The sequence below is a fragment of the Gimesia algae genome, assembly GCF_007746795.1.
Lineage (GTDB): Bacteria > Planctomycetota > Planctomycetia > Planctomycetales > Planctomycetaceae > Gimesia > Gimesia algae.
Genome location: NZ_CP036343.1, coordinates 2759902 through 2779994, shown reverse-complemented (window position 1 = coordinate 2779994; position 20093 = coordinate 2759902). Strand labels below are relative to the sequence as shown.

16 protein-coding genes and 1 tRNA gene are annotated in these 20093 nt (G+C 49.3%); 5 read left to right on the top strand and 12 right to left on the bottom strand.

From position 1 onward, the window contains the following. Positions 1-11: 11 nt before the first annotated feature. The 9 genes from Pan161_RS10130 to Pan161_RS10090 form a co-directional block, all read right to left on the bottom strand. Positions 12-1217: a DUF4255 domain-containing protein gene (locus Pan161_RS10130; RefSeq protein WP_145226405.1), complete on the bottom strand. Its 1206-nt coding sequence runs from the start codon at positions 1215-1217 to the stop codon at positions 12-14. Then, on the bottom strand, positions 1214-2578 hold the full coding sequence (locus Pan161_RS30510; RefSeq protein WP_197995811.1) for a PT domain-containing protein: 1365 nt from the start codon (positions 2576-2578) through the stop codon (positions 1214-1216). The genes Pan161_RS10130 and Pan161_RS30510 overlap by 4 nt, the downstream gene beginning before the upstream one ends. Further along, complete coding sequence (locus Pan161_RS10120) at positions 2575-3300, bottom strand: T4 family baseplate hub assembly chaperone (protein ID WP_145226403.1); 726 nt, start codon at positions 3298-3300, stop codon at positions 2575-2577. Before Pan161_RS10120 ends, Pan161_RS30510 begins: the two co-directional genes overlap by 4 nt. Further along, positions 3297-3818 carry a phage tail protein gene (locus Pan161_RS10115; protein ID WP_145226398.1) on the bottom strand — a complete coding sequence of 174 codons (522 nt, stop codon included), beginning with the start codon at positions 3816-3818 and terminating at the stop codon, positions 3297-3299. The genes Pan161_RS10120 and Pan161_RS10115 overlap by 4 nt, the downstream gene beginning before the upstream one ends. Positions 3819-3845: 27 nt before the next feature. Then, positions 3846-5447 (bottom strand): phage tail sheath family protein, encoded by a 1602-nt coding sequence (locus Pan161_RS10110; protein WP_145226400.1) that lies wholly within the window; start codon positions 5445-5447, stop codon positions 3846-3848. 414 nt (positions 5448-5861) lie between these two features. Continuing rightward, the gene (locus Pan161_RS10105) at positions 5862-6383 is read right to left on the bottom strand and encodes a phage tail protein (RefSeq protein WP_145226398.1); all 522 of its coding nucleotides are present in this window, start codon (positions 6381-6383) and stop codon (positions 5862-5864) included. 27 nt (positions 6384-6410) lie between these two features. Then, positions 6411-8303 (bottom strand): phage tail sheath C-terminal domain-containing protein, encoded by a 1893-nt coding sequence (locus Pan161_RS10100; RefSeq protein ID WP_145226396.1) that lies wholly within the window; start codon positions 8301-8303, stop codon positions 6411-6413. 213 nt (positions 8304-8516) lie between these two features. Then, positions 8517-9389 carry a C1 family peptidase gene (locus Pan161_RS10095; RefSeq protein WP_145226394.1) on the bottom strand — a complete coding sequence of 291 codons (873 nt, stop codon included), beginning with the start codon at positions 9387-9389 and terminating at the stop codon, positions 8517-8519. A 196-nt stretch (positions 9390-9585) separates the two neighbouring features. After that, positions 9586-10350, bottom strand: coding sequence for a hypothetical protein (locus tag Pan161_RS10090; RefSeq protein ID WP_145226392.1), 765 nt, complete (start codon positions 10348-10350; stop codon positions 9586-9588). A gap of 840 nt (positions 10351-11190) precedes the next feature. Here Pan161_RS10090 and Pan161_RS10085 point away from each other — a divergent pair. The 3 genes from Pan161_RS10085 to Pan161_RS10075 all read left to right on the top strand — a co-directional run bounded on the left by Pan161_RS10085 (position 11191) and on the right by Pan161_RS10075 (position 15883). Continuing rightward, positions 11191-11961, top strand: a complete 771-nt coding sequence (locus Pan161_RS10085) for a M90 family metallopeptidase (RefSeq protein WP_145226390.1) — start codon at positions 11191-11193, stop codon at positions 11959-11961. A 145-nt stretch (positions 11962-12106) separates the two neighbouring features. Then, positions 12107-14428: a M48 family metallopeptidase gene (locus tag Pan161_RS10080; RefSeq protein ID WP_145226388.1), complete on the top strand. Its 2322-nt coding sequence runs from the start codon at positions 12107-12109 to the stop codon at positions 14426-14428. 429 nt (positions 14429-14857) lie between these two features. Further along, positions 14858-15883: a tetratricopeptide repeat protein gene (locus Pan161_RS10075; RefSeq protein ID WP_145226385.1), complete on the top strand. Its 1026-nt coding sequence runs from the start codon at positions 14858-14860 to the stop codon at positions 15881-15883. Between the two features lie 188 nt (positions 15884-16071). On the opposite strand, the gene Pan161_RS10070 is transcribed toward Pan161_RS10075, so the two are convergent. Next, the gene (locus Pan161_RS10070; RefSeq protein WP_145226383.1) at positions 16072-16527 is read right to left on the bottom strand and encodes a hypothetical protein; all 456 of its coding nucleotides are present in this window, start codon (positions 16525-16527) and stop codon (positions 16072-16074) included. 1151 nt (positions 16528-17678) lie between these two features. Between Pan161_RS10070 and Pan161_RS10065 the strand changes: the two genes are divergently transcribed. Then, positions 17679-18206: a Flp family type IVb pilin gene (locus tag Pan161_RS10065; protein ID WP_145226381.1), complete on the top strand. Its 528-nt coding sequence runs from the start codon at positions 17679-17681 to the stop codon at positions 18204-18206. 182 nt (positions 18207-18388) lie between these two features. Here the strand turns inward: Pan161_RS10065 and Pan161_RS10060 are convergent. Then, positions 18389-18461: transfer RNA gene (locus Pan161_RS10060), tRNA-Ala, on the bottom strand. Positions 18462-18952: 491 nt separating this feature from the next. Here Pan161_RS10060 and Pan161_RS10055 point away from each other — a divergent pair. Then, positions 18953-19390, top strand: coding sequence for a DinB family protein (locus tag Pan161_RS10055; RefSeq protein WP_315851562.1), 438 nt, complete (start codon positions 18953-18955; stop codon positions 19388-19390). A 30-nt stretch (positions 19391-19420) separates the two neighbouring features. On the opposite strand, the gene lexA is transcribed toward Pan161_RS10055, so the two are convergent. After that, positions 19421-20029, bottom strand: a complete 609-nt coding sequence (lexA, locus tag Pan161_RS10050; RefSeq protein ID WP_145226379.1) for a transcriptional repressor LexA — start codon at positions 20027-20029, stop codon at positions 19421-19423. Positions 20030-20093 lie beyond the last annotated feature (64 nt).

Below are 20093 nucleotides of genomic sequence, written 5' to 3'. Positions count from 1 at the left end.
TCGACACGATATCAGGGAAGTCCTTTAACTAATAAAGTTGTGTTGAATCCATTTTCCAGCTTGGTCGGATCATAGATCAGACTTTCAGCGCCATCGATTCTCAATCGGGCGTAAGGTAATTCATCAGGTTTATCAGCGGGTGGTATTTTGATTTGTTTTTGATTCCACTCTGCAACTAGCTTATCCTGATCAAAAATTACATTCTTCAGTTCGACCGAACCAATGATAATCTGCACTCGCTGTCCGTCTTTCACCGGGGGACGGCATGGTATCTCCAGTCTTAGATGATTCTGATCAACGTCCCTGACTGTTAGCTCCGTCCCGGTGATTTCTGGCAGCAGTGCTATGGGGATTTGATTGGTTGACATTGCCGGTACTATGATCTCTGGCCCATCCTGTACGTGAACCAGGTAAACCCCCGCACGCCATTTTTCTGGCAATTCCGAGATTTTGATGACAATTTCCCGGTCATTTTTGGTTTCGGCGTCGATATCAACGATGTCCTGCTTATTAAGCTGCTGGTGTTGAAAAATAACCTTCATTTTCTGGTAAACTCCCAGATTTTCGCCGATGAGTGTGACCGTTTCTCCGATTCTGGCTCCATACTGGTTCCTGTTTTGAAATCGTGCTCCAGTGAGTAGTGGAGGAAATCGAATCGCGGTATTCCAACCAGTCCCGTCTTCTCCTCGACTCAGCACGGGTAACGGCGCTGGGTCGGGGGTTACACTTTCAATGAGCACCGTTCCCACTTCATAGGCCACTGATGTTCGATAGGGTGTTTGAAATCCCGACCACAGCTTAGTGAGTTCATCGAGATTAAGTGGCTGCAGAGTAACTCGAATCGGGTCTCTCTGGTTCCTGATGCCGGAAGCGTAATCGAATCCGGTTAATACAGGTTGTTCGTGGAGGAAGAGCATGGCTCGGCCAAGTATGTCGTACGCGTCCAGCTGCTTTTCCTCTGCAACCGAGACCAGATAATAGAGATTCAATGCCAGGAGAGGACGTCTGGGTTGACCTCTTTGTCCAGAGACAGGCAGATCCTGATTGCGCCAGGTTCCGTTCACCGCGATATGATACAAAAAAATGTTGAGTGGATTCTGATTTTCGCCATCTATATTGTCTGGTGTCTTTGTCGAAATAATACCATTGGACAGGACCTGGCTTAGTAGATGAGCCAGTTTTTCGGTGACGGCTCTGATGGCACTGGAAGTACTCATGACAACCTCCCCGACGAGCCACCGCGCAGGTAATCTTCCAGGTTCTGTGATGCGTGACGCGAAGTTGACTGGTACGCTGTAGCAGATTTCTCGTGATTGATGTTTGCCCGGACGACAACTCTTCCGATATTAACATGCACGATTGTCTCATTTACTTGCGAGACAACAGAGGAACATCTAACGGGCTTTGGTAAAAAAGAAGCAGGTGCAGGCAGCTGAGGTGACAGTGTTGCGGTTGTAGAATGGGGAAGCACTTCTCTGATGTGCTCTCTTTCATGTGAGTTTGCTTTCTGCAGATAATTGTGAGCTTTCCTATCGGGCTGACTTTCCTCCATCGGAAACTGGGATTTCCCTGGCGACTCTGGAGTCTGGTTCGTTGCAGGTTTTCCCAAGACCGGTTTTTCTGGAATGGGCTCGCGGGGAATGCTTTCGTCTTTCGATTCCAATATTCGAACGTTTGCCGGTAATACTGTTTTACTGGTACTGGACCGAGGCTCCTGGTGTTTTTCAGAAGGAAGTATCATCTCCCTAGGGGTGTCGGCTTCTATTTGCTGGTCATCAACACGAATTTGTGCTGTCGGTGTCTGCATCTTCTGTAAAAGTGTTTCTTTCTGTTTCATTACAAACATGGGTCGTGGCGAGTGTGGTTCAGGTTGCTCTACGTTCGAAGATGGTAAAGCTGATAGTCCATCCCCCGGTTCGATGGGCTCAACCGGTATTGATGCACGGGGAGTATCCTGGACAGTGGGTTGAGCAGTGGGTTGAGCAGTGGGTTGAGCAGTGGGTTGAGCAGTAGGTTGAGCAGTAGGTTGAGCAGTGGGTTGAGCAGTGGGTTGAGCAGTGGGTTGAGCAGTGGGTTGAGCAGTGGGTTGAGCAGTGGGTTGAGCAGTGGGTTGAGCAGTGGGTTGAGCAGTGGGTTGAGCAGTGAGTTGAGCAGTAGGTTGAGAAGTAGGTTGAGAAGTAGGTTGAGAAGTAGGTTGAGAAGTAGGTTGAGAAGTAGGTTGAGAAGTAGGTTGAGAAGTAGGTTGGACAGTATGCTGGGCAGTATTTTGAACAGTAGGCTGATCAATGTTCGGTGATTTTCTCTGGATTGGAAGGGGCGTCGAAGGCTGAGAGGCAGTAGGTGGAACTGGATCGGCGAGCGAAGCAAAACCCGCATCCTGAACTGGTTGAGTGGTGTGAGCCTCACTCCCGGGGCCAAGTGACGTGAACTGAATGGATTCATCCGGCAAAGTCGTTTCTGCGAATGGAAAGTCTGTTGTCTCGGCGGGAGGGAGATCAAACGGTGATCGTAAGGTAAGACGTACGTCGTTCGCCGGTTTGATAACCTGTCTGACAATTCCGGAAAGATAGTCGATCATACTTCCACCATATCCAGATAAATTTTGCGGCGATTTGCCGTCATCGCCAGGATATCGCGCTCATACCATCCATAGGCAGACGCCAGACGATGTACTTCTCCGAGCAGTCGCCTGGTCCAGACTTCAAGCTCATGCCACAGGTAAGTCCCGATATCAAAAGCGGCCTCCCATTCATGGCCGCACACCGGACATTCGCTCCCGAGACAGGTTTCACTGAACGGGTCTGCCGTTGCCATGGCTTTGCAGACCTTCTGGATGATATTTTCAGGACATTCCAGCGGCTTGATCTGCTGTTGCTGGTGTAGCACGTTCTGCAGGCAGCGCTCAATCAGTTGATCACGGATACGGGATGGTAACGTCTCTTCCGCTAATTCTGCTAAATCCCGAGAAGTGGGTAGCCGCCAGTGGATTTCATATCCGTCTGCATGCAAAGACGCTGGCGATGATGAAGTTGCTTCACCGATGATATTCGTAATCGAAAAACTTAGCTCCACCCGTTCGCCGCAACCGGGACATTCAGTTATTCCATCGACACGATCGCCAAATAATCGATTTCGAATCAACAGCAGTCGTCGATCGCGCTCACCAACCGTCAACTCACCGATTCCTTCTATTGAACCCGACAGTCCGGCAAGCAGGTAATGTGCCCGGCGCGCAGGCGGCATATCCGCGACCCGTTCGCATAGATTGATGATGGTTTCGTTTGTGATAGTCTGGTTCATGTCGCCCCCAGCGCAGGCTCTGTGGGTTCGGTGACTTCAGAATCCCGTTCCCAGCCCTCGTTTTCGAGTTTAATATGCTGGATGGCGATGGCATTGGCGTTGGCGTCGAAGTCCGGCATGGCCTGAAATTCGGAGACCCAGCAGCGGAGTATGTTATAGGCCAGCACCTTCTGCCCCGATTCGTTGTAGACTTCAATGATGATATCTTTGCGAAAATTCTTGAGCGATACCTCCCCTCCGTCTTTGCCGCCGAAGTTCCAGACTTTGTTGGCCCAGGCCTCAAACTCTGTATCGTGGGTGACGCCCCGTTCGAGCGTAATGGCTTCATACTCGGTCCGGCCAGGCGACTTTCGACTGGAACTGGGATCCCCGCCTTCGCGATGAGTGACCACTTCGGTGGTCCGTTTCAGTGCGCTGATCTTGCTGACGCCGGCGACGTACTTGCCGTCCCACTTGACGCGGAATTTGAAGTTCTTGTAGGGATCAAATCGATTCGTATTCACAGAAAATGTGGCCATCGTTGCAACTCCAGGACAAGCTGAGGATTAGGTTTCAATCTGACCGGCGATCTGAGTGAGTTTGATCACCACAAATTCGGCAGGCTTCAAGGGGGCAAATCCGACCACCACATTCACTATGCCGCGGTTGATATCGTTCTGAGTCGTTGTATCCTTGTCACACTTGACGAAATAGGATTCGCGTGGCGAGCGGCCCTGAAAGGCCCCCTGTCGGAACAGATCGTTCATGAAGGCACCGATATTCAGTCGCAGTTGAGCCCAGAGTGGTTCGTCGTTCGGTTCAAACACGGCCCAGTGGGTACCGCGATACAGACTTTCTTCAATGTAGAGAGCCGTTCTGCGAACGGGGATGTATTTCCATTCGGAACCAAGCTGGTCGTCTCCGTCCATCGTGCGTGCCCCCCAGACCACATTTCCGGCAGCAGGGAACGAGCGCAGGCAGTTGATTCCGACCTGATTGAGAATTCCGTTTTCCTCATCGGTCAGTTTGACAGCCAGCGAGTGGATTCCGTTCAGCGAGGCATCCAGCCCGGCCGGGGCTTTCCAGACGCCGCGGGTGGCGTCGGTCCGGGCGATAATGCCGGCGATCATACCGCAGGCGGCAAAAGTATCGAGCTGTCCACTGTAATCGGGGTCGGCATCGGTCTGACGAATCCGCGGATACGTCAGAATCGCATTGCAGGCGTTACTGCCCTGGAGATTCAACTCACCCAGTTTGGTGCGTGGATCTGATTTTAAGCCGGAAGCAATGAGTTCGTTATTTTTCCAGTCTGAGGGAGGATCGACAATCAGCATCGCCCGGCGGTGCATACAGTAAGAGAGGGCTTCACTGTAGACATCCTTTGGTATGTCGCCAGTCAAGTTGTCTGGAGGAATGCAGAGCAGGTTGAAGAGGTCGGTTGAATCTAATGCCGCCAACCCGGTCTTGTCTCCAGTGTCACTATCCTCACCACTTTTAAAATGTGATGCACCTAGCTTCTCGGAGTCCTTTCCCAGGTTTGCATCGAGTGTTTTTAGTTTCTCCTTGAGGCTCTGTTGGTCGGACGGGATCGTGTCATATACTTCCGGTTGCGCATTGTCAGTTGGTTCTACTGCTCGAACAATTTCCGATTCTATTTGCAGAACACGATCAACCCGACGCTTTGCATCCTTGTTGCAGGAGACATTACGAATGACTTCGCGATGTACTGCAAGTTTATCAGGTCCGACCAGTTCAAAAATTTGTAGATTGAACAGTTCGCCTGAATCTCCTTTTACTGCGATGTTGTCACACAGATAACGCAAGTTGTTTCCCCAAGTTCCTTGATTTGCTGCGCGGAGCGTGAGCCCTCCATCCTTATTCGCAGTAGCGGCCGCAGCATTTTTACCAACCAGTCGCACAATCACAGCCCGCTTTCCTCCGTTCTGGTAGAAGTCGCGGACGGCGTAGCTCATCGGAAAGTCGTGATTGATCCCGCCAAAAGTTCGTTCAAAGTCCGCGTAGCTGGTAATCGTTGTGGCGACATTGACGGGGCCTCGAACAGCGCGGCCGAGAAAGGCGGTAATCGAGGTCGCGACTCCGGCGATCGTGCGAATGCCACTGGGAATTTCCTCAACGTAGACGCCAGGGTAGGTTGGTGTGCCGGGCATTGGTTTTCTCCCTCAAAAGTGGCTTCAACAGGCAAGATGTATCGACTAAGGCCAGCATAAAATCTGCCAAGTCTGCTACTACGGACAAGCCAGGGAAGCCCCGGTGAGTCACAGGGGTATGATTGCGAGTATTCCCTCCACTCCCCTCGATTACACCAGACCCGTGTTATTCCCGGACTGAGACAGCAGATTAGTGACAGTAGAAAAGTAAACTGTGGTATTTTTAGAATTGATAGTACCTGCGTGGACAGCCATTACTCGCGGGCAAGTTGCTTGTGCAGATAAGCTGCGGGAAGCCATCCGTTCCCATTGTCTCCCCATTCACTTCCCCAGGAACTGAGAATCAATGCTCGGGCGGCATATCCGCGACCCGTTCGCATAGATTGATGATGGTTTCGTTTGTGATAGTCCGGTTCATGTCGCCCCCAGCGCAGGCTCTGTGGGTTCGGTGACTTCAGAATCCCGTTCCCAGCCCTCGTTTTCGAGTTTAATATGCTGGATGGCGATGGCATTGGCGTTGGCGTCGAAGTCCGGCATGGCCTGAAATTCGGAGACCCAGCAGCGGAGTATGTTATAGGCCAGCACCTTCTGCCCCGATTCGTTGTAGACTTCAATGATGATATCTTTGCGAAAATTCTTGAGCGATACCTCCCCTCCGTCTTTGCCGCCGAAGTTCCAGACTTTGTTGGCCCAGGCCTCAAACTCTGTATCGTGGGTGACGCCCCGTTCGAGCGTAATGGCTTCATACTCGGTCCGGCCAGGCGACTTTCGACTGGAACTGGGATCCCCGCCTTCGCGATGAGTGACCACTTCGGTGGTCCGTTTCAGTGCGCTGATCTTGCTGACGCCGGCGACGTACTTGCCGTCCCACTTGACGCGGAATTTGAAGTTCTTGTAGGGATCAAATCGATTCGTATTCACAGAAAATGTGGCCATCGTTGCAACTCCAGGACAAGCTGAGGATTAGGTTTCAATCTGACCGGCGATCTGAGTGAGTTTGATCACCACAAATTCGGCAGGCTTCAAGGGGGCAAATCCGACCACCACATTCACTATGCCGCGGTTGATATCGTTCTGAGTCGTTGTATCCTTGTCACACTTGACGAAATAGGATTCGCGTGGCGAGCGACCCTGAAAGGCCCCCTGTCGGAACAGATCGTTCATGAAGGCACCGATATTCAGTCGCAGTTGAGCCCAGAGTGGTTCGTCGTTCGGTTCAAACACGGCCCAGTGGGTACCGCGATACAGACTTTCTTCAATGTAGAGAGCCGTTCTACGAACGGGGATGTATTTCCATTCGGAACCAAGCTGGTCGTCTCCGTCCATCGTGCGTGCCCCCCAGACCACATTTCCGGCAGCAGGGAACGAGCGCAGGCAGTTGATTCCGACCTGATTGAGAATTCCGTTTTCCTCATCGGTCAGTTTGACAGCCAGCGAGTGGATTCCGTTCAGCGAGGCATCCAGTCCGGCCGGGGCTTTCCAGACGCCGCGGGTGGCGTCGGTCCGGGCGATAATGCCGGCGATCATACCGCAGGCGGCAAAAGTATCGAGCTGTCCACTGTAATCGGGGTCGGCATCGATCTGACGAATCCGCGGATACGTCAGAATCGCATTGCGGGCGTTACTGCCCTGGAGATTCAGTTCGCCCAGTGTGGTGCGCGTTTTCGACTTTAACTTGGGTAGGATTGCTCCTTGTTCATTGCTCCAGGAAGGGGGAGGATCGACAATCAGCATCGCCCTGCGGTCATGGCAATAGGTGAGGGCTTTACTGTAGATTTCGGGTTTAATGTCACCGGTCTTTTTGTCTGGAGGAATGCAGAGCAGGTTGAAGAGGTCGGTTTTTTCTAAAGCATAGATTCCAGTCTTTGCGTCTTCACCGCCAGACGGAAAGAAATCGCCGTAAAAGAGATCAGCACCGTCTGTGGTTGTGTCAGCAAGTATCTTTGATGCATTTTCCAAGGCCTCTATTGCTTTCTTAAGATTTTCTTCTGCCTGCTTAATTTCAGTATCCGATAGAGCATTCGCGTATGCATCATCCAGCTTCTTACGATTATCGGCTACTTTGTTTTCTGCCTCTGATATTGAGTCTCGCAATTCTGTAGTGGCAAATGCTTTAACAAGCAGTTTTTTTGCATCTTGAATTGCCTCGGCGCGTATTAGCCTTTCCTCTTCAGTCCCATTCGGCATCTTTTCAGCTTTTGTCAGTTTCTCCCTCGCTGGTGTGATATCTTTCGTATATAACTCCTCAAGTTCGTTCTGGAAATTTTGGACAGCGTCCCCTTCGTAAGCATCTTTCCACTCAACTAATTGTGACTGAGTCTGTAAGACCTGATCGATACGACGAAGACTGTCCGTTGCACTCAGTTTTCGAAATACCTCAATATTTCCGGTACTGGCATCGCGAACCGTGAGATTAAATATATTCCAGGGTTTTTCGCTTAGACCGGCCGAGTTGATCTCCGCCACGGAGACTCGAAAATCCAGACCACAACGGATGTACTGTCCCCAGCTTCCAGGTGAGATTGCCTGGATTAACCCGTGTTCTCCCACCTTGATTTCTACGTTTGCCATGATCCCGACTGTTTCGGGATCATGAAATAGCCGCACAATCACGGCCTGCTTTCCTCCGTTCTGGTAGAAGTCGCGGACAGCGTAGCTCATCGAGAAATCATGTTTGATTCCGCCAAAGGTTCGTTCAAAGTCCGCGTAGCTGGTAATCGTTGTGGCGTCATTGACGGGCCCTCGAACAGCGCGGCCGAGAAAGGCGGTAATCGAGGTCGCGACTCCGGCGATCGTGCGAATGCCACTGGGAATTTCCTCAACGTAGACGCCAGGGTAGGTTGGTGTGCCGGGCATTGGTTTTCTCCCTCAAAGGTGGCTTCAACAGGCAGGATGTTTCGACTAAGGCCAGCATAAAATCTGCCAAGTCTGCTACTACGGACAAGCCAGGGAAGCCCCGGTGAGTCACTAGGGGTACCATTGCGAGTATAAACTGCACTTCGAGCGATTACGCAATTCCTGTATTAGCAACCGACCGGTTCAGCAGATTGGCGGCAACTGAGCAGGGAATCAGATTTCTTTGGGGAGCGAAAGTTCCTGCGGGTCCAGCCATTGTTCGCAGACGAGTGTCCAGAAGTCGCGGGCAAGTTGCTTGTGCAGATAAGCTGCGGGAAGCCATCCGTTCCCATTGTCTCCCCATTCACTTCCCCAGGAGCTGCGAATCAATACTGCATCTTTCCCACGACCCAGGTGATTTAAACGATAACCTACGGCAACAACAGCCTGACCGCCGCGGATACTGTCCAGATCAGGTCGGAAGGGGATGATGTCGGCAGCGGTTAAAGAACTGGGAACCGGAAAGCCGAACACCACCGGAAAGCCCGCAGCCAGAAACGATTTCAGGATTCTCCAGGTTTTCTCACCATTCTGGTTGGGCTGATCCAGTCGTAAATAATGCAGACCGGGAAAGGGCTTTGCCAGACGGTAGAGGAAAGCGCTCGGTTCCTCGTCATAATCGCTGACATCATAGGGGCAGTGTTCCGTAGGGGGCACGCCGAAATGAGTCAACATCTTGAGTGTGGTGCGGAGGTCAGCTCCGGTATCCCCCCTCGCGTGGGGCCGTTTCTGAATGTGATTCCGAGTTACTTTGTAAAGAAAGCGTATGGAGCCTTCGAATGTCTGCCCCCTGATTCGCCGTTCGTAGTATTCAACCAGACTGAGTACGGCATGGGAAGTGGAGCAGTTAAGAGGCCCCTGATTTTCTGTCAGAGTGAAATAATCAATTTCGCTTTCTCCACGCAGATCCACTTCGTCTGGTTCCTTCCGCCGTGATTTTTTCAGGCGACGGAGTAGTGGGACAACTGCATCATGAGTACAAGTGAAATCCCGGGCGTCGGGGAGATCGGGAATCCAACCCATCCCCTGTGGAATAAATGTAGACACTTCAGGCTCCTTACGGAAATGCCGGGAAACCGGGAATGCTCGAATAATACAAAAGTGACGGACGTGTGATCTCAGCAAAGTAAACAGTTCTCAAGCGAGACCGTCTACGGAAGACAACGAGAATTCCTGTTTCAATCCGTTGAAATGGGTATCACTGAATGCCTTCCACTCAGTGATGCAGAGGAGGAAGGAGATTTCAGCCTGCTGTATCAAAATCCACGCCATTCTGACTGGCGGGTTCCCACAGGACTGCTTCACCGGTACCGTCACCTCTGAAGTGGATCAACCTGTTTTGCTGTTTCCGATTCAGGCATTTGATTGTGTCGCTCAAACGCCGCTTCGAATCCTGCTCTGGTTTGGGGGGCAGTGGATCATAGATCCGGGCAGGCCAGCCTTCTTCTTCGAAGGTAGCCAGAACGGCTTCCTGATTCATGGCCGTCCACTTGAAGTGTTTCACAGTCTTTCCGTTGAGACAAAGCAATCGCCGCTCCGCGTCCCAAGTCGGTAAGCAGGTGGCAGGTTTATAATGTTCACCATTTCTGATGTTTGATCGTTGGGAAAAGTCTGTAGTTTTACAGGCGCAGTCCACTCTGACGAGTGGCAGGGAGGCGGAATTATTGGAAAATGCAAGTTGATCAAGTTCGCGCGCGACGGAGAGGCCTTTCGCAGTGAGAATGAAGCAAGTGCGATTCGAAAACGTCAGATCCCCCGTTGCTCGGAATTCGCGTCCATCATCGCCTTCCAGAGTAACTTCCCGTTGATGCTCGACTATACCTTGCCTGACAAGCCATCTGAAATCAGTCCGCGTCAGGTCAAGCGAAGTCAGATCATCGAGTTCAACAGCAAACTCCCAGGAGTCAGTCCCGGTTTGATCAGCATATTGAAATGCTTCCAGTAACAGAGAGACTGCCGGGCGTATTTTTGCTGGTACTCCCAACTCATTTTGAGAAAGGTATTGCATGCAGGCGATCCCCGGATGGATGAAGATTCGGACTCTTCTTGAATATACAAAGAAGCTGGAAGAGACCGGCCTGCTAAAGTCTCTTATATTTCCCAGCATATTTTGTCCGAACAAATATTCAAGCGTTTTCTGAAAGAATTATGGAAAGTTCATATCTCTCTTGATCTGAACTGGATTGATACAGGCTTTCTGGTTCAGGGCAATGGTGGGATCTGCAAGCAGAGAACGAAAAGTAGGGAATAGTATGAGAAAATCTGATTTCCAGAAAATAGTTTAGAGAGAATTTTCACTGCTGATGAAATCGAGTATTTCAAAGAAGTATTCTCTGAACAAAGTTTGACGCAATCTGGGACCCACGATGTTTCGCTAACCAAAGCTGTCCACCTTAACCGATTGTGTGATTCTTTAGTTTCGTTAAAGGGTTCACGCAATTAGTTATCGATGTGTAGCAGAGTAGAGTTAATTCTATGGACATCATCTCAATCAACCTAAATTGTGCTGAATTGTGAAAGGCAGAAGTTAGCGGGTGAAAACATTAATTCAGAGGGAATAAAGCTGCCAGTGGAATCTTAACTCTTATCATCCGCAAGTATAAAGACGATGTTAGGCGTTACAGGAACTGCTGCAGAGAGTGTTGTCAGATTTGACAACAGGAAACAAAGTGATACGGCGAAGAGCGTGAGTCGGGTGAGATATTTCATGGCTGCTTTCGATGGAATTGGATAATTCAGAATATAGTTCGTGGACTATGTTTTGAGTTCATTGATACTATAATGCTCCTGATTTTCACGACGAACGTCGAGCATACGATTTCAGATTCATAGACGAGGATTGTTTTTCATGTTATTTACCTGGTGGCGGAACCGTAAACGCAGGAAGATTCTGGCTTCGCCGATGCCAGGCCACTGGGCAGCGATCCTGGATCAGAATGTCGCACAGCTTTCCCGTTTGACCGAGGCTCAGCGAACATTATTGTATCAGCGTGTGCAGATTTTCGTCAAAGAAAAGTATTGGGAAGGCTGTAATGGTTTTGAAATTACGGAAGAAGTCAAATTGACGATCGCCGGACAAGCCTGCCTACTGACCTTGGGGTTTGCCACGGACTGCTTTGATCGCCTGCAAACGGTGCTCGTCTATCCGGATACCTATGTGGCACGTGAGGAGATGCTAAACTCAATTGGTGTGCTGACAGAAGGGACGTCCTTTCGACTGGGAGAATCCTGGGGACAGGGGCCAATCGTGTTGTCTTGGGAGAGTATCAGGGAAGGAGGGCAGATTCCCGATGATGGCCGCAATGTCGTGATCCATGAATTCGCCCATTATTATGATGCCATTGACCGCCAGTTTAATGGTACGCCACTGCTAAGTGGTCCCGAAGAATACCGGCGCTGGAATGAAGTGATGACCAGAGAATTTCAGAAACTGGTTTCGCAGGTTCAGCAGGGACAGGAAACCTTTATCGATCCTTATGGCTCAACTAATCCTGCTGAATTCTTTGCCGTCTGTTCGGAACATTATTTTGAACAACCGTGTCTGATGCAGGAATATTCTCTCGATCTTTATGAAACACTGCGCATGTTTTATCGGCAGGATCCCGCGCGTCAGTATTGAGTTAAAATTGTCTTAATGTGCCAGAATTGATTATGGATTTTACGAATCGAAGTACTTATTCTATGCTAAGTGATTGTTCTGTTCGTTAGATCATGTGGGGGCTTGGGAAGTTCTTCACGGTGGCGAGATTGAGACAGGAAGCGTGATGAGTGATTCTAACCCCCGTCGAGTGAAACAGTCTGTCTCGTCCCCAGCCAAAGCAGGCAAGGCCTCCGTTTCAAAACCACGGAAACGGACCAGTGGGGATGTGAAGGAACTGTCGCCCCGCAATATCATGCAGGCTTTTGAGGGGAATATCGAGCCCGTCACTCCCACATTGATGTATCGCCTGTGTGCCCTGCTGGTCAGTTTTGTGATGATTTTGCTGCCTGTCATTTATATCGCGATGATCGGCGGAGTGATCTGGGGCGTCTATTTTCATGCAGTACATTCACTCGGTTTGTTTGAGGCCGGCAGTTCGAGTACCTCCACGCACAACCGGGGTAAAGGCATGGTCCTGCTGTTGCTGGTGTATCTGACACCGATCGTAGTGGGAGTGATTCTGATTATTTTCATGCTGAAGCCCCTCTTTTCCCGTCCTTCACACTCATCTGCTTTTCGTGCACTGAAACGGGAGAAAGAACCATTACTGTTTATGTTTGTCGATCAGGTCTGCGACGCCGTTGGTGCGCCGCGGCCTGTGCAGATCAACCTTGATATTCAGGTAAATGCATCCGCTGGTTTCCGACGGGGCTGGTTGAGCATGCTGGGGAATGACCTGGTGCTGACAATCGGCATGCCTCTGGTTGCCGGTTTATCGATCAGGCAGTTTTCTGGAGTGCTGGCACATGAGTTTGGCCATTTTTCTCAAGGTGCCGGTATGCGGCTGTCATTTATCATTCGCAGTATCAACATCTGGTTCATGCGCGTGGTTTATGAACGTGACGCCTGGGATGAGCGACTGGAGTACCTGTCACAATCCATCGACATACGATTGGGGTGGATTCTGCATCTGGCAAGACTGTTTGTCTGGATCACGCGTAAAATTCTGTGGTTGCTGATGATGACGGGGCATCTGGTGAGTGGATTTCTGATGCGGCAGATGGAGTTTGACGCGGACCGCTACGAGGCACGACTGGCGGGTAGTCGCTGTTTTGCAGCGACCAGTAAACGGTTGGCATTACTGGGAGTAGCAAACCAGGGAGCATTGAGTGATCTGGGGCAGTTTTATGCAGAGGGACGACTGGTTGATAATTTACCTGCGTTGATTAATATCAATTTGAGTAAGATGCCGGCAGAAGTAAAGCAGGCTGTGACTCTGCATATCAAAGAGGAACAGACTGGCTGGTTTGATACGCATCCCGCCACGCTGGAACGAATCGCCAATATTCAGAATGAGGATCCTGAAGGAATCTTCCGGTTGAAATCACCGGCAACGATTTTGTTCACTGATTTTTCCCGGGAAGCTAAATTTGTCACACGCGATTTTTATTATGGTGTGTTTGGCAAGAAGATTCCACGTGAGGACCTGCATTCGGTGGATGAATTAATGGTCCGCCAGGAAGCAGAAAATGAGTCACATAAAGCGGTACAGAGATTTTATCAGGGAGCAATTTACCCGAACCGGCCACTGCTGTTTTCCGAGTCTGCAGTTAAAACTCCGGCAGATGCAAAGCAGTGTGCGCAGGAACTGAAAAGCAATCGAGAGAAGCTGTTGAAGTATCGGGAGAAGTATAAATCATTTGTTGATGAGTATCGTGAATATGAGTCAAAGTCAATGAGTGTAGCGATGGCTGAGGTTGCGGTACGTGCGCGGCTCAAACTGAAGGTTGATGATCCCTTTTTCAAGTCGTTAACAAATTATGATAAGGTCATGAATGCAAAACATGGACTCGAACGTAAGAAAAGCGGGACCCGTGTCGAACTGGAAAAGTACGAATCATTGATTGTAAATCGACTAGAACGGGCCTTGCAGCTGTTTCATGTACCTAAGGTACAGACGCAGATTGCTGATGCTGCACTCTGGGAACGTGACTTGCATGATCTACTACAGGCGCTGCAAGCTACCAATTCACAGCTCAGTCGTTTATGGGAACTCCATATGAATGCAGTTGCCCTTCAGGTGCTACTGCGGTTCTTCGATGAGTTACGTACTGATGATAAATACTGTGAAGTGGTACTTTCCGAAATGGAAAAAATGGAGACATTATTGAATTCGATTTACGCTCGCTTTCAGAGGTTGCTGTATCCGTTTGAGCATTCCCGTGTCGATATTACGATTGCAGAATTTGCGCTGGTACGGATTCCGGAATCGAATAATCCAGGAGAACTTCTGGGGGCTGCAGAGGAGCTGTTTGAAAATCTGATGGCATTGAATCATCGGGTTCTGGGGCGACTCTGTTTACTGGCCGAAGAAGTGGAAACACTACTGGGGTTTGAGGTGTTGCCTGAGTTTGAAGAAGCGATTCCTGACGAATTGGAATCGTAAGAGAGTGGCTTTGCTGCCAGGTGCTGGCTCAACCCGGTGATCTGTTGTCTGAATGACGGATCCAAATCCATTGATATTCTCGCGGAATAGATACATCTTCCTGCTTTCAACCGGCAGATTTTGCCGCCTTGTGATTCAATGTGAACTTATAGGGTTTGCTCCAGATAGGAATTCGAGAAGAGTTCCGGTATTCTGCCAGTTCTTTCATCTAAGTCTTAATGATGGTCGATAAATGAAAAGAAGCCCGGTGTTTTGTAGAGATAATCTACACTGAAAATATTTACACAGGGGTTCGTTTGGAATGGATTCAATTTCGAGTCACTTTCAGGTCAACAATGCCTGTTTTTATATTTGTGTCTGCCAGGATGGTCTGAGTGTTTCTCACAATGGATAGTGAAAAATCACAATTAAATTTTGTGAGGTAAAGGAATGCGAAACTCAACAATGTGGACTGTGGTACTCTTTTCCGGAGTAGCCGCTCTTTTGACAACGGGATGTTCTCACTCGTACAACGTGGTGGGAAACGGCCTGAAGTTGCCAATCGATGAGTCTCCCCAAATGATTATGGCACGACAGGCTGAAGAAAAAGGCCAATTCGTGAAAGCTGAGCAGACTTATCGTGTCATGTTGCAGCGAAATCCCCAGAACTCTGTCGCCTTGCATCGGATGGGGATCGTCAACTCGAAAATGGGTCGACATGAGGTTGCTACAAATTATCTGATGAAAGCTGTCAAGGTTCAGCCCGAGAATCCCAAGTATTTGACAGATCTGGGTTATGCTCTTTACCTGCAGAATGATCTTCCTGCAGCCGAGATTGCTCTGGAAGAATCAATCAAGCGTGATCCCAGCACCAAACGCTCCTTCAACAACCTGAGCCTGGTATTAGGGCACCAGGGGCGGATGGATGAAGCTTATCAGGTTGCCCGCTCTGTAATGAGTCCCGAAGAAGCTCATGCGAATCTGGGATATATCTGCCTGCAGAGAGGCAAACTGGATGATGCCGCCGGGCACTATCACCGCGCTTTAGAAATCAATCCAGATCTGGATTCGATTAAAGAGGCCGTGGTGCAGGTTGCTAAGCTGCAGAAACAGCAGATGCAAAAAACAATGTCTCAACCGGAAGTTCAGGTTGCACAGAATACAGCCACCGCACCCGTCGGTACAGATACGCTGATGTCTGAAGTCGTTACTGTAACGGAAGAGCCGAGTGTTCCTCAGGATCTTTCTGAAGCAGATGAGTCAGGATTTCGAATCATCACAGAAGCTGATGCAGAAGTGATCGGAACAATGGAACAACCTGTCGCTCAGATTTCCGCTGTTCAGGAGCTGCCAATTCAGGGATTCGAGCCTCCGTTGCACGTCAGCAATGATGACTATATTCCTTCAGTAGATAACTCGTTTCTCGAAACGGTTCAAAGTTCGGAATCTGTGACAAATGTTCGCAGTGTCGAATAAGAGATTAGACTAACAAAAAACCAAAGCAGCGGACGTCGGTTGACGCCTGCTGCTTTTTTATGCGCGTCTGTTCTTTTACACTATGTAGAGCGCATCGCACGTTAGCAAGACGTCTCTCAGTCTAATATACTCGGTCCGAATGGAACTGAAGACGCTACAGTAAAACTGGAAACATTCGAATCGACTGTTTACGGAGTTTCTGTCGGAGTTGCTTCTGCTGAAAAACGATTGATGCCCATCGTGGGATCGTTCGGGTCGATTTTCTGGAACAGTAATTTTCGTGACAGGTCAGACTTTCTTTTCCGTCCGCCAGTTCTCTGCACATAGGTAGGTGTCAGCTCGAAGTGTTTTTCTGAGAAAGCATTGAAATCAAAAAATAGAACCGCATTGATCTCAGTTTTTCGCATGTCGAGAACCATCTGCTTCGGTTTCGTTTCCATATCAAGGTAATAGGCCCCCTTGCGCCGTTGCCCCTGATGCACGCTGTAGACGCTTCCGTCTTTATTGAAAATCATGTTGGGACCGCTTGAGTTCTGCCAGCGCCCGACCAGTAAGTCTCGTTCAGACTTTTGGCATGAACTCGCCAGGCAGACCAGTGACAGTAATACCACCGCTGAATAATTCAAATGTGTCCAATTCTTCATGGTTCTCTTTTCTCAACTGCTTGATAGAGCGTTAGACCGACCCAAGTTGTAATGGCCCAGAACAGTATTTTGACCATAGACCACCGTTAATGTAAAGATGAACAAGATGGGTGTTGTGAAAGTTTTAATGAATTAAGGTGGAATGACCTGCGGCCTTCATTCTGTCCCAGCAGTGAAATAACTATCCCTGCCCGTCCCTCTTTATTCTGCTCTTCACCAGAGCGCATCAGATTTAACCATAACGTCTCGCAGTCTATTGTACTCGCTCCAAATGGCCTTGGAGACGCTACAGTCAAACTGGACACAGCCTGGCAACGCAGGCTGTAAGTAGTTGAATCAACTGGAATTACATTCTCAGCAGCTCAAAACCCCCGCCAGCGGTCCTGATACCCATTCTATGAGCTGCGTTACCTGCCTGATCGTCATAACCGATACGACCAGATTTCTTATCAAAAACGTTAAACTCGCTGTAAAGCAATCTGAACATTCCAGGTCGTTCTCGAGAATCTCAGTTACCACAACCTTTTAGAAGTGGTTTTATTCCGAATTTATAAGTTCTTCCAGTTATATGGTTTATATCGAAAATCTGGTTTGTAACTTTGATAACTGTTTTCTGCATGGCACGCATATTGCCTAATGTAACAAGCATGCCGGTTATTCGGGAGTTACTGAAAATGCCGGATATGACGGTTATTCCATTAACAAATAGCTTCACCTGTCTGAATGCGACAGGAGAGGCCAAACGCATAGAGAGAGTGTGTGGCGACCTGAGAGACCGTTACACAAGTCGGTGACCTGAGAGACCACCGATGACTGATTGACTGAAGCGGAGAGAACTTCTGGTATTTACCCTGATTTTATGGTGAGTGAGGTAATTGAGTTCCGCCTCGAAAACCAGAAAAGGAAAGCCTGAGAAACTTTCCTCTCCCGCTTTAGCCAATCGGCGTTTTTCAATCGATCAACAGTGTCAGTGACAGGGAAAAGTCCCTGAGAGAATAACAATTTATCGTGCAACAGCAGTGATTGATCTGGTCAAAGACCAGTCTGTTTCATGCTGTTGAATCCTGTACGTGCTGGAGTGATTCTCCAAAGCGGATCAAGCAGACTTTTCAATCAAAAACGCGGAACATCAAGATAAAAAGGAGCTTCCCATGCATCAATTAGTCAATCAGTTCTGGAGCGATGAAGGTGGATTCGTTCTCTCGGCTGAGCTGGTCATCATCCTGACCGTTGCCGTCCTGGCGATGATTGTCGGCTTAAGTTACGTTCAGACAGCTGTCATCAGTGAGTTTTCCGATATCGGGACCGCGATTTCCTCGTTGAATCAGAGCTACGCATACAGTGGATATTATTCGCGCAGCTACTTCGGAAAATTTAAAGCCTTCTATTCAGGATCGTGTTACTACAATTATCCGCGCGGCGGAGCAGTTCTGGGGTACAACAGCTGCAATGTCGTGGGTAATGGCCTTAACTACGGCGGCACGCAAGGGAGTTACTCCGAGGATTTAGTTTTGGAACCAGAAGTGGTGGATCAGCCCTGCGAACACTGTAAACCAGGAACAGTTCAGGAAGACGTGATTGAGGGGCCGAATCTGGATTGCCCTGGCTGTGTGCCTGGAGAAGAGAAAGTGATTCCGGAGCCTCAGACGTCACCCACTCCCCATGTACAACAGAGATAAATAGATGTGGGTTCTTCGGGGAGATTTACCCCTGAGGCTCAACTGACCGGGCATGTGGTAGCCGAAGGTCGTCCCGTCTTTCCGATGAGAGACGGGGCGACCTTTTTTGTTTTTAACAGGTTCGTTTCAGGAGTAGGTCAAAACAAAAAAGCCACCCGCAGAATACTGCAAGTGGCTTTAAGTGGAGGATACCGGGCTCGAACCGGTGACCTTTTGGCTGCCAGCCAAACGCTCTCCCAACTGAGCTAATCCCCCTGATTGGTGTTGATTCCTGATGAATCTAAGGCTAAGGATAGAAAATAGTTTCGGCAATTCAAGAGCTGAGAAACAATCTAAATGAAAAAACGCTCAAATATCGTGCCGGGAAAACAAAAACTGCTCGCTGCAAGTGGAAACAGTGTGCAGGCTTAGGCATTTTTACTTCTGAACCGTGAACCCCGGGACGGGAGTGAAATTCAGCTCTCTCTGAGTGAACCGTATCGGGTATCGCGTGATCATCTTTATTAGTAATAGAATTACCCGGGGCGCATCACATTTAACCATAGCGTTTCTCACGCGATAATACTCGGTCCAAATGGCTCTGGAGATGCTACATTAAAGCTGAACGCAGACTAAACAGATTCAGGGAAATTCAAATGGCAGTCCAAATCATAACTCGTTTACATGAACACCGGAGATGGGTGAACCAGGCATTGTTGGACTCGGCAGCCACGCTTTCGGAAAAGCAGCTTCATTAGAGTTTTACTATCGGACAGGGGGCAGTCTGGAGATCCCTGCTGCATCTGTATGCGGCCGAGTATGTCTGGCTGGAAGCTCTCCTTGGTCATGAGGCTCCTGTTTTACCTGGCGATCTGGCAGACGCGCTGCCTGGCAATCAACGAGGAACAGGTGGAATCGAATCGCTGGGAGAGCTGAAACAGAAATGGAATAAACAGGAACAGCGCTGGATTGAGTATCTGGACCAGCTTTCTCCCGAAATGCTGGATGAACTGGTCAGTAAACGGAGCACAAGCAGTGGAAAAGGACGCGTCCAACAGACACGCTGTGTAGATATTCTGCTGCATGTTTGCACGCACGCGCAATACACCACCGCGCAAGTTGTCAACATGCTGCGGCAACTTGGCGCAGAACCACTACCGGCAACAATGCTGATTACCCTGGCTCGAAATCAAATGACGTTGTAGTCTGGCCCGAATTAGTCAGGCAGCAGTCGCTCAGTTAAATTTGCGGATGACACCTTTCACGACGCCCAGTACTTTGACATCGGTGGAATAGATGGGTGACATGGTCGAGTTGGCAGGTTCGAGTCTCACACGGTCTGCTTCCTGATAGAAGCGTTTCAATGTGGCTTCCTGATTATCGACCAGTGCAACGACGATCTCGCCCTGCTGGCAGGTATCCTGTTTTTTGACAACGACAAAATCTCCGTCTTGAATCTGTGCTTCAATCATGGAGGTGCCTTTGACTTTCAGGCAGAAATTGTCGCCACTCTCAAACAGGGTACTGAAATCCACCTGTGCGTCATCTGCCGCCGGTGGAATGATGGGTGTGCCTGCCTGCAGTGAACCGAAAAAAGTAACATTTGCCGGTTTCTGTGCATTGTCACAGAGTTGAATAGATCGGGATATATGGGATTTGCGTTTGATCAACCCTTTGCGTTCCAGGGCCTTCAGGTGTCCCATAACCCCATTGGGGGATCGGATATCAAATGCGTCACCAATTTCTCTGACCGTGGGGCCATAACCACGGTTGACAATTTTGTCTTTCAGAAATTGGTAGATCGCCAGTTGCCGCTCCGTCAATTTGACATTTTGATTTATCATGCCTGCTTCCTTATCACTTACACTATCGCTAAACGGTTACAACATAGTGATTTCACGCTAAAAA

Coding starts and splice junctions, on each gene's coding strand:
- Pan161_RS10130 (WP_145226405.1), bottom strand. CDS start 1,217: ATGAGTACTTCCAGTGCCATCAGAGCCGTCACCGAAAAACTGGCTCAT.
- Pan161_RS30510 (WP_197995811.1), bottom strand. CDS start 2,578: ATGATCGACTATCTTTCCGGAATTGTCAGACAGGTTATCAAACCGGCG.
- Pan161_RS10120 (WP_145226403.1), bottom strand. CDS start 3,300: ATGAACCAGACTATCACAAACGAAACCATCATCAATCTATGCGAACGG.
- Pan161_RS10115 (WP_145226398.1), bottom strand. CDS start 3,818: ATGGCCACATTTTCTGTGAATACGAATCGATTTGATCCCTACAAGAAC.
- Pan161_RS10110 (WP_145226400.1), bottom strand. CDS start 5,447: ATGCCCGGCACACCAACCTACCCTGGCGTCTACGTTGAGGAAATTCCC.
- Pan161_RS10105 (WP_145226398.1), bottom strand. CDS start 6,383: ATGGCCACATTTTCTGTGAATACGAATCGATTTGATCCCTACAAGAAC.
- Pan161_RS10100 (WP_145226396.1), bottom strand. CDS start 8,303: ATGCCCGGCACACCAACCTACCCTGGCGTCTACGTTGAGGAAATTCCC.
- Pan161_RS10090 (WP_145226392.1), bottom strand. CDS start 10,350: ATGCAATACCTTTCTCAAAATGAGTTGGGAGTACCAGCAAAAATACGC.
- Pan161_RS10085 (WP_145226390.1), top strand. CDS start 11,191: ATGTTATTTACCTGGTGGCGGAACCGTAAACGCAGGAAGATTCTGGCT.
- Pan161_RS10080 (WP_145226388.1), top strand. CDS start 12,107: ATGAGTGATTCTAACCCCCGTCGAGTGAAACAGTCTGTCTCGTCCCCA.
- Pan161_RS10075 (WP_145226385.1), top strand. CDS start 14,858: ATGCGAAACTCAACAATGTGGACTGTGGTACTCTTTTCCGGAGTAGCC.
- Pan161_RS10070 (WP_145226383.1), bottom strand. CDS start 16,527: ATGAAGAATTGGACACATTTGAATTATTCAGCGGTGGTATTACTGTCA.
- Pan161_RS10065 (WP_145226381.1), top strand. CDS start 17,679: ATGCATCAATTAGTCAATCAGTTCTGGAGCGATGAAGGTGGATTCGTT.
- lexA (WP_145226379.1), bottom strand. CDS start 20,029: ATGATAAATCAAAATGTCAAATTGACGGAGCGGCAACTGGCGATCTAC.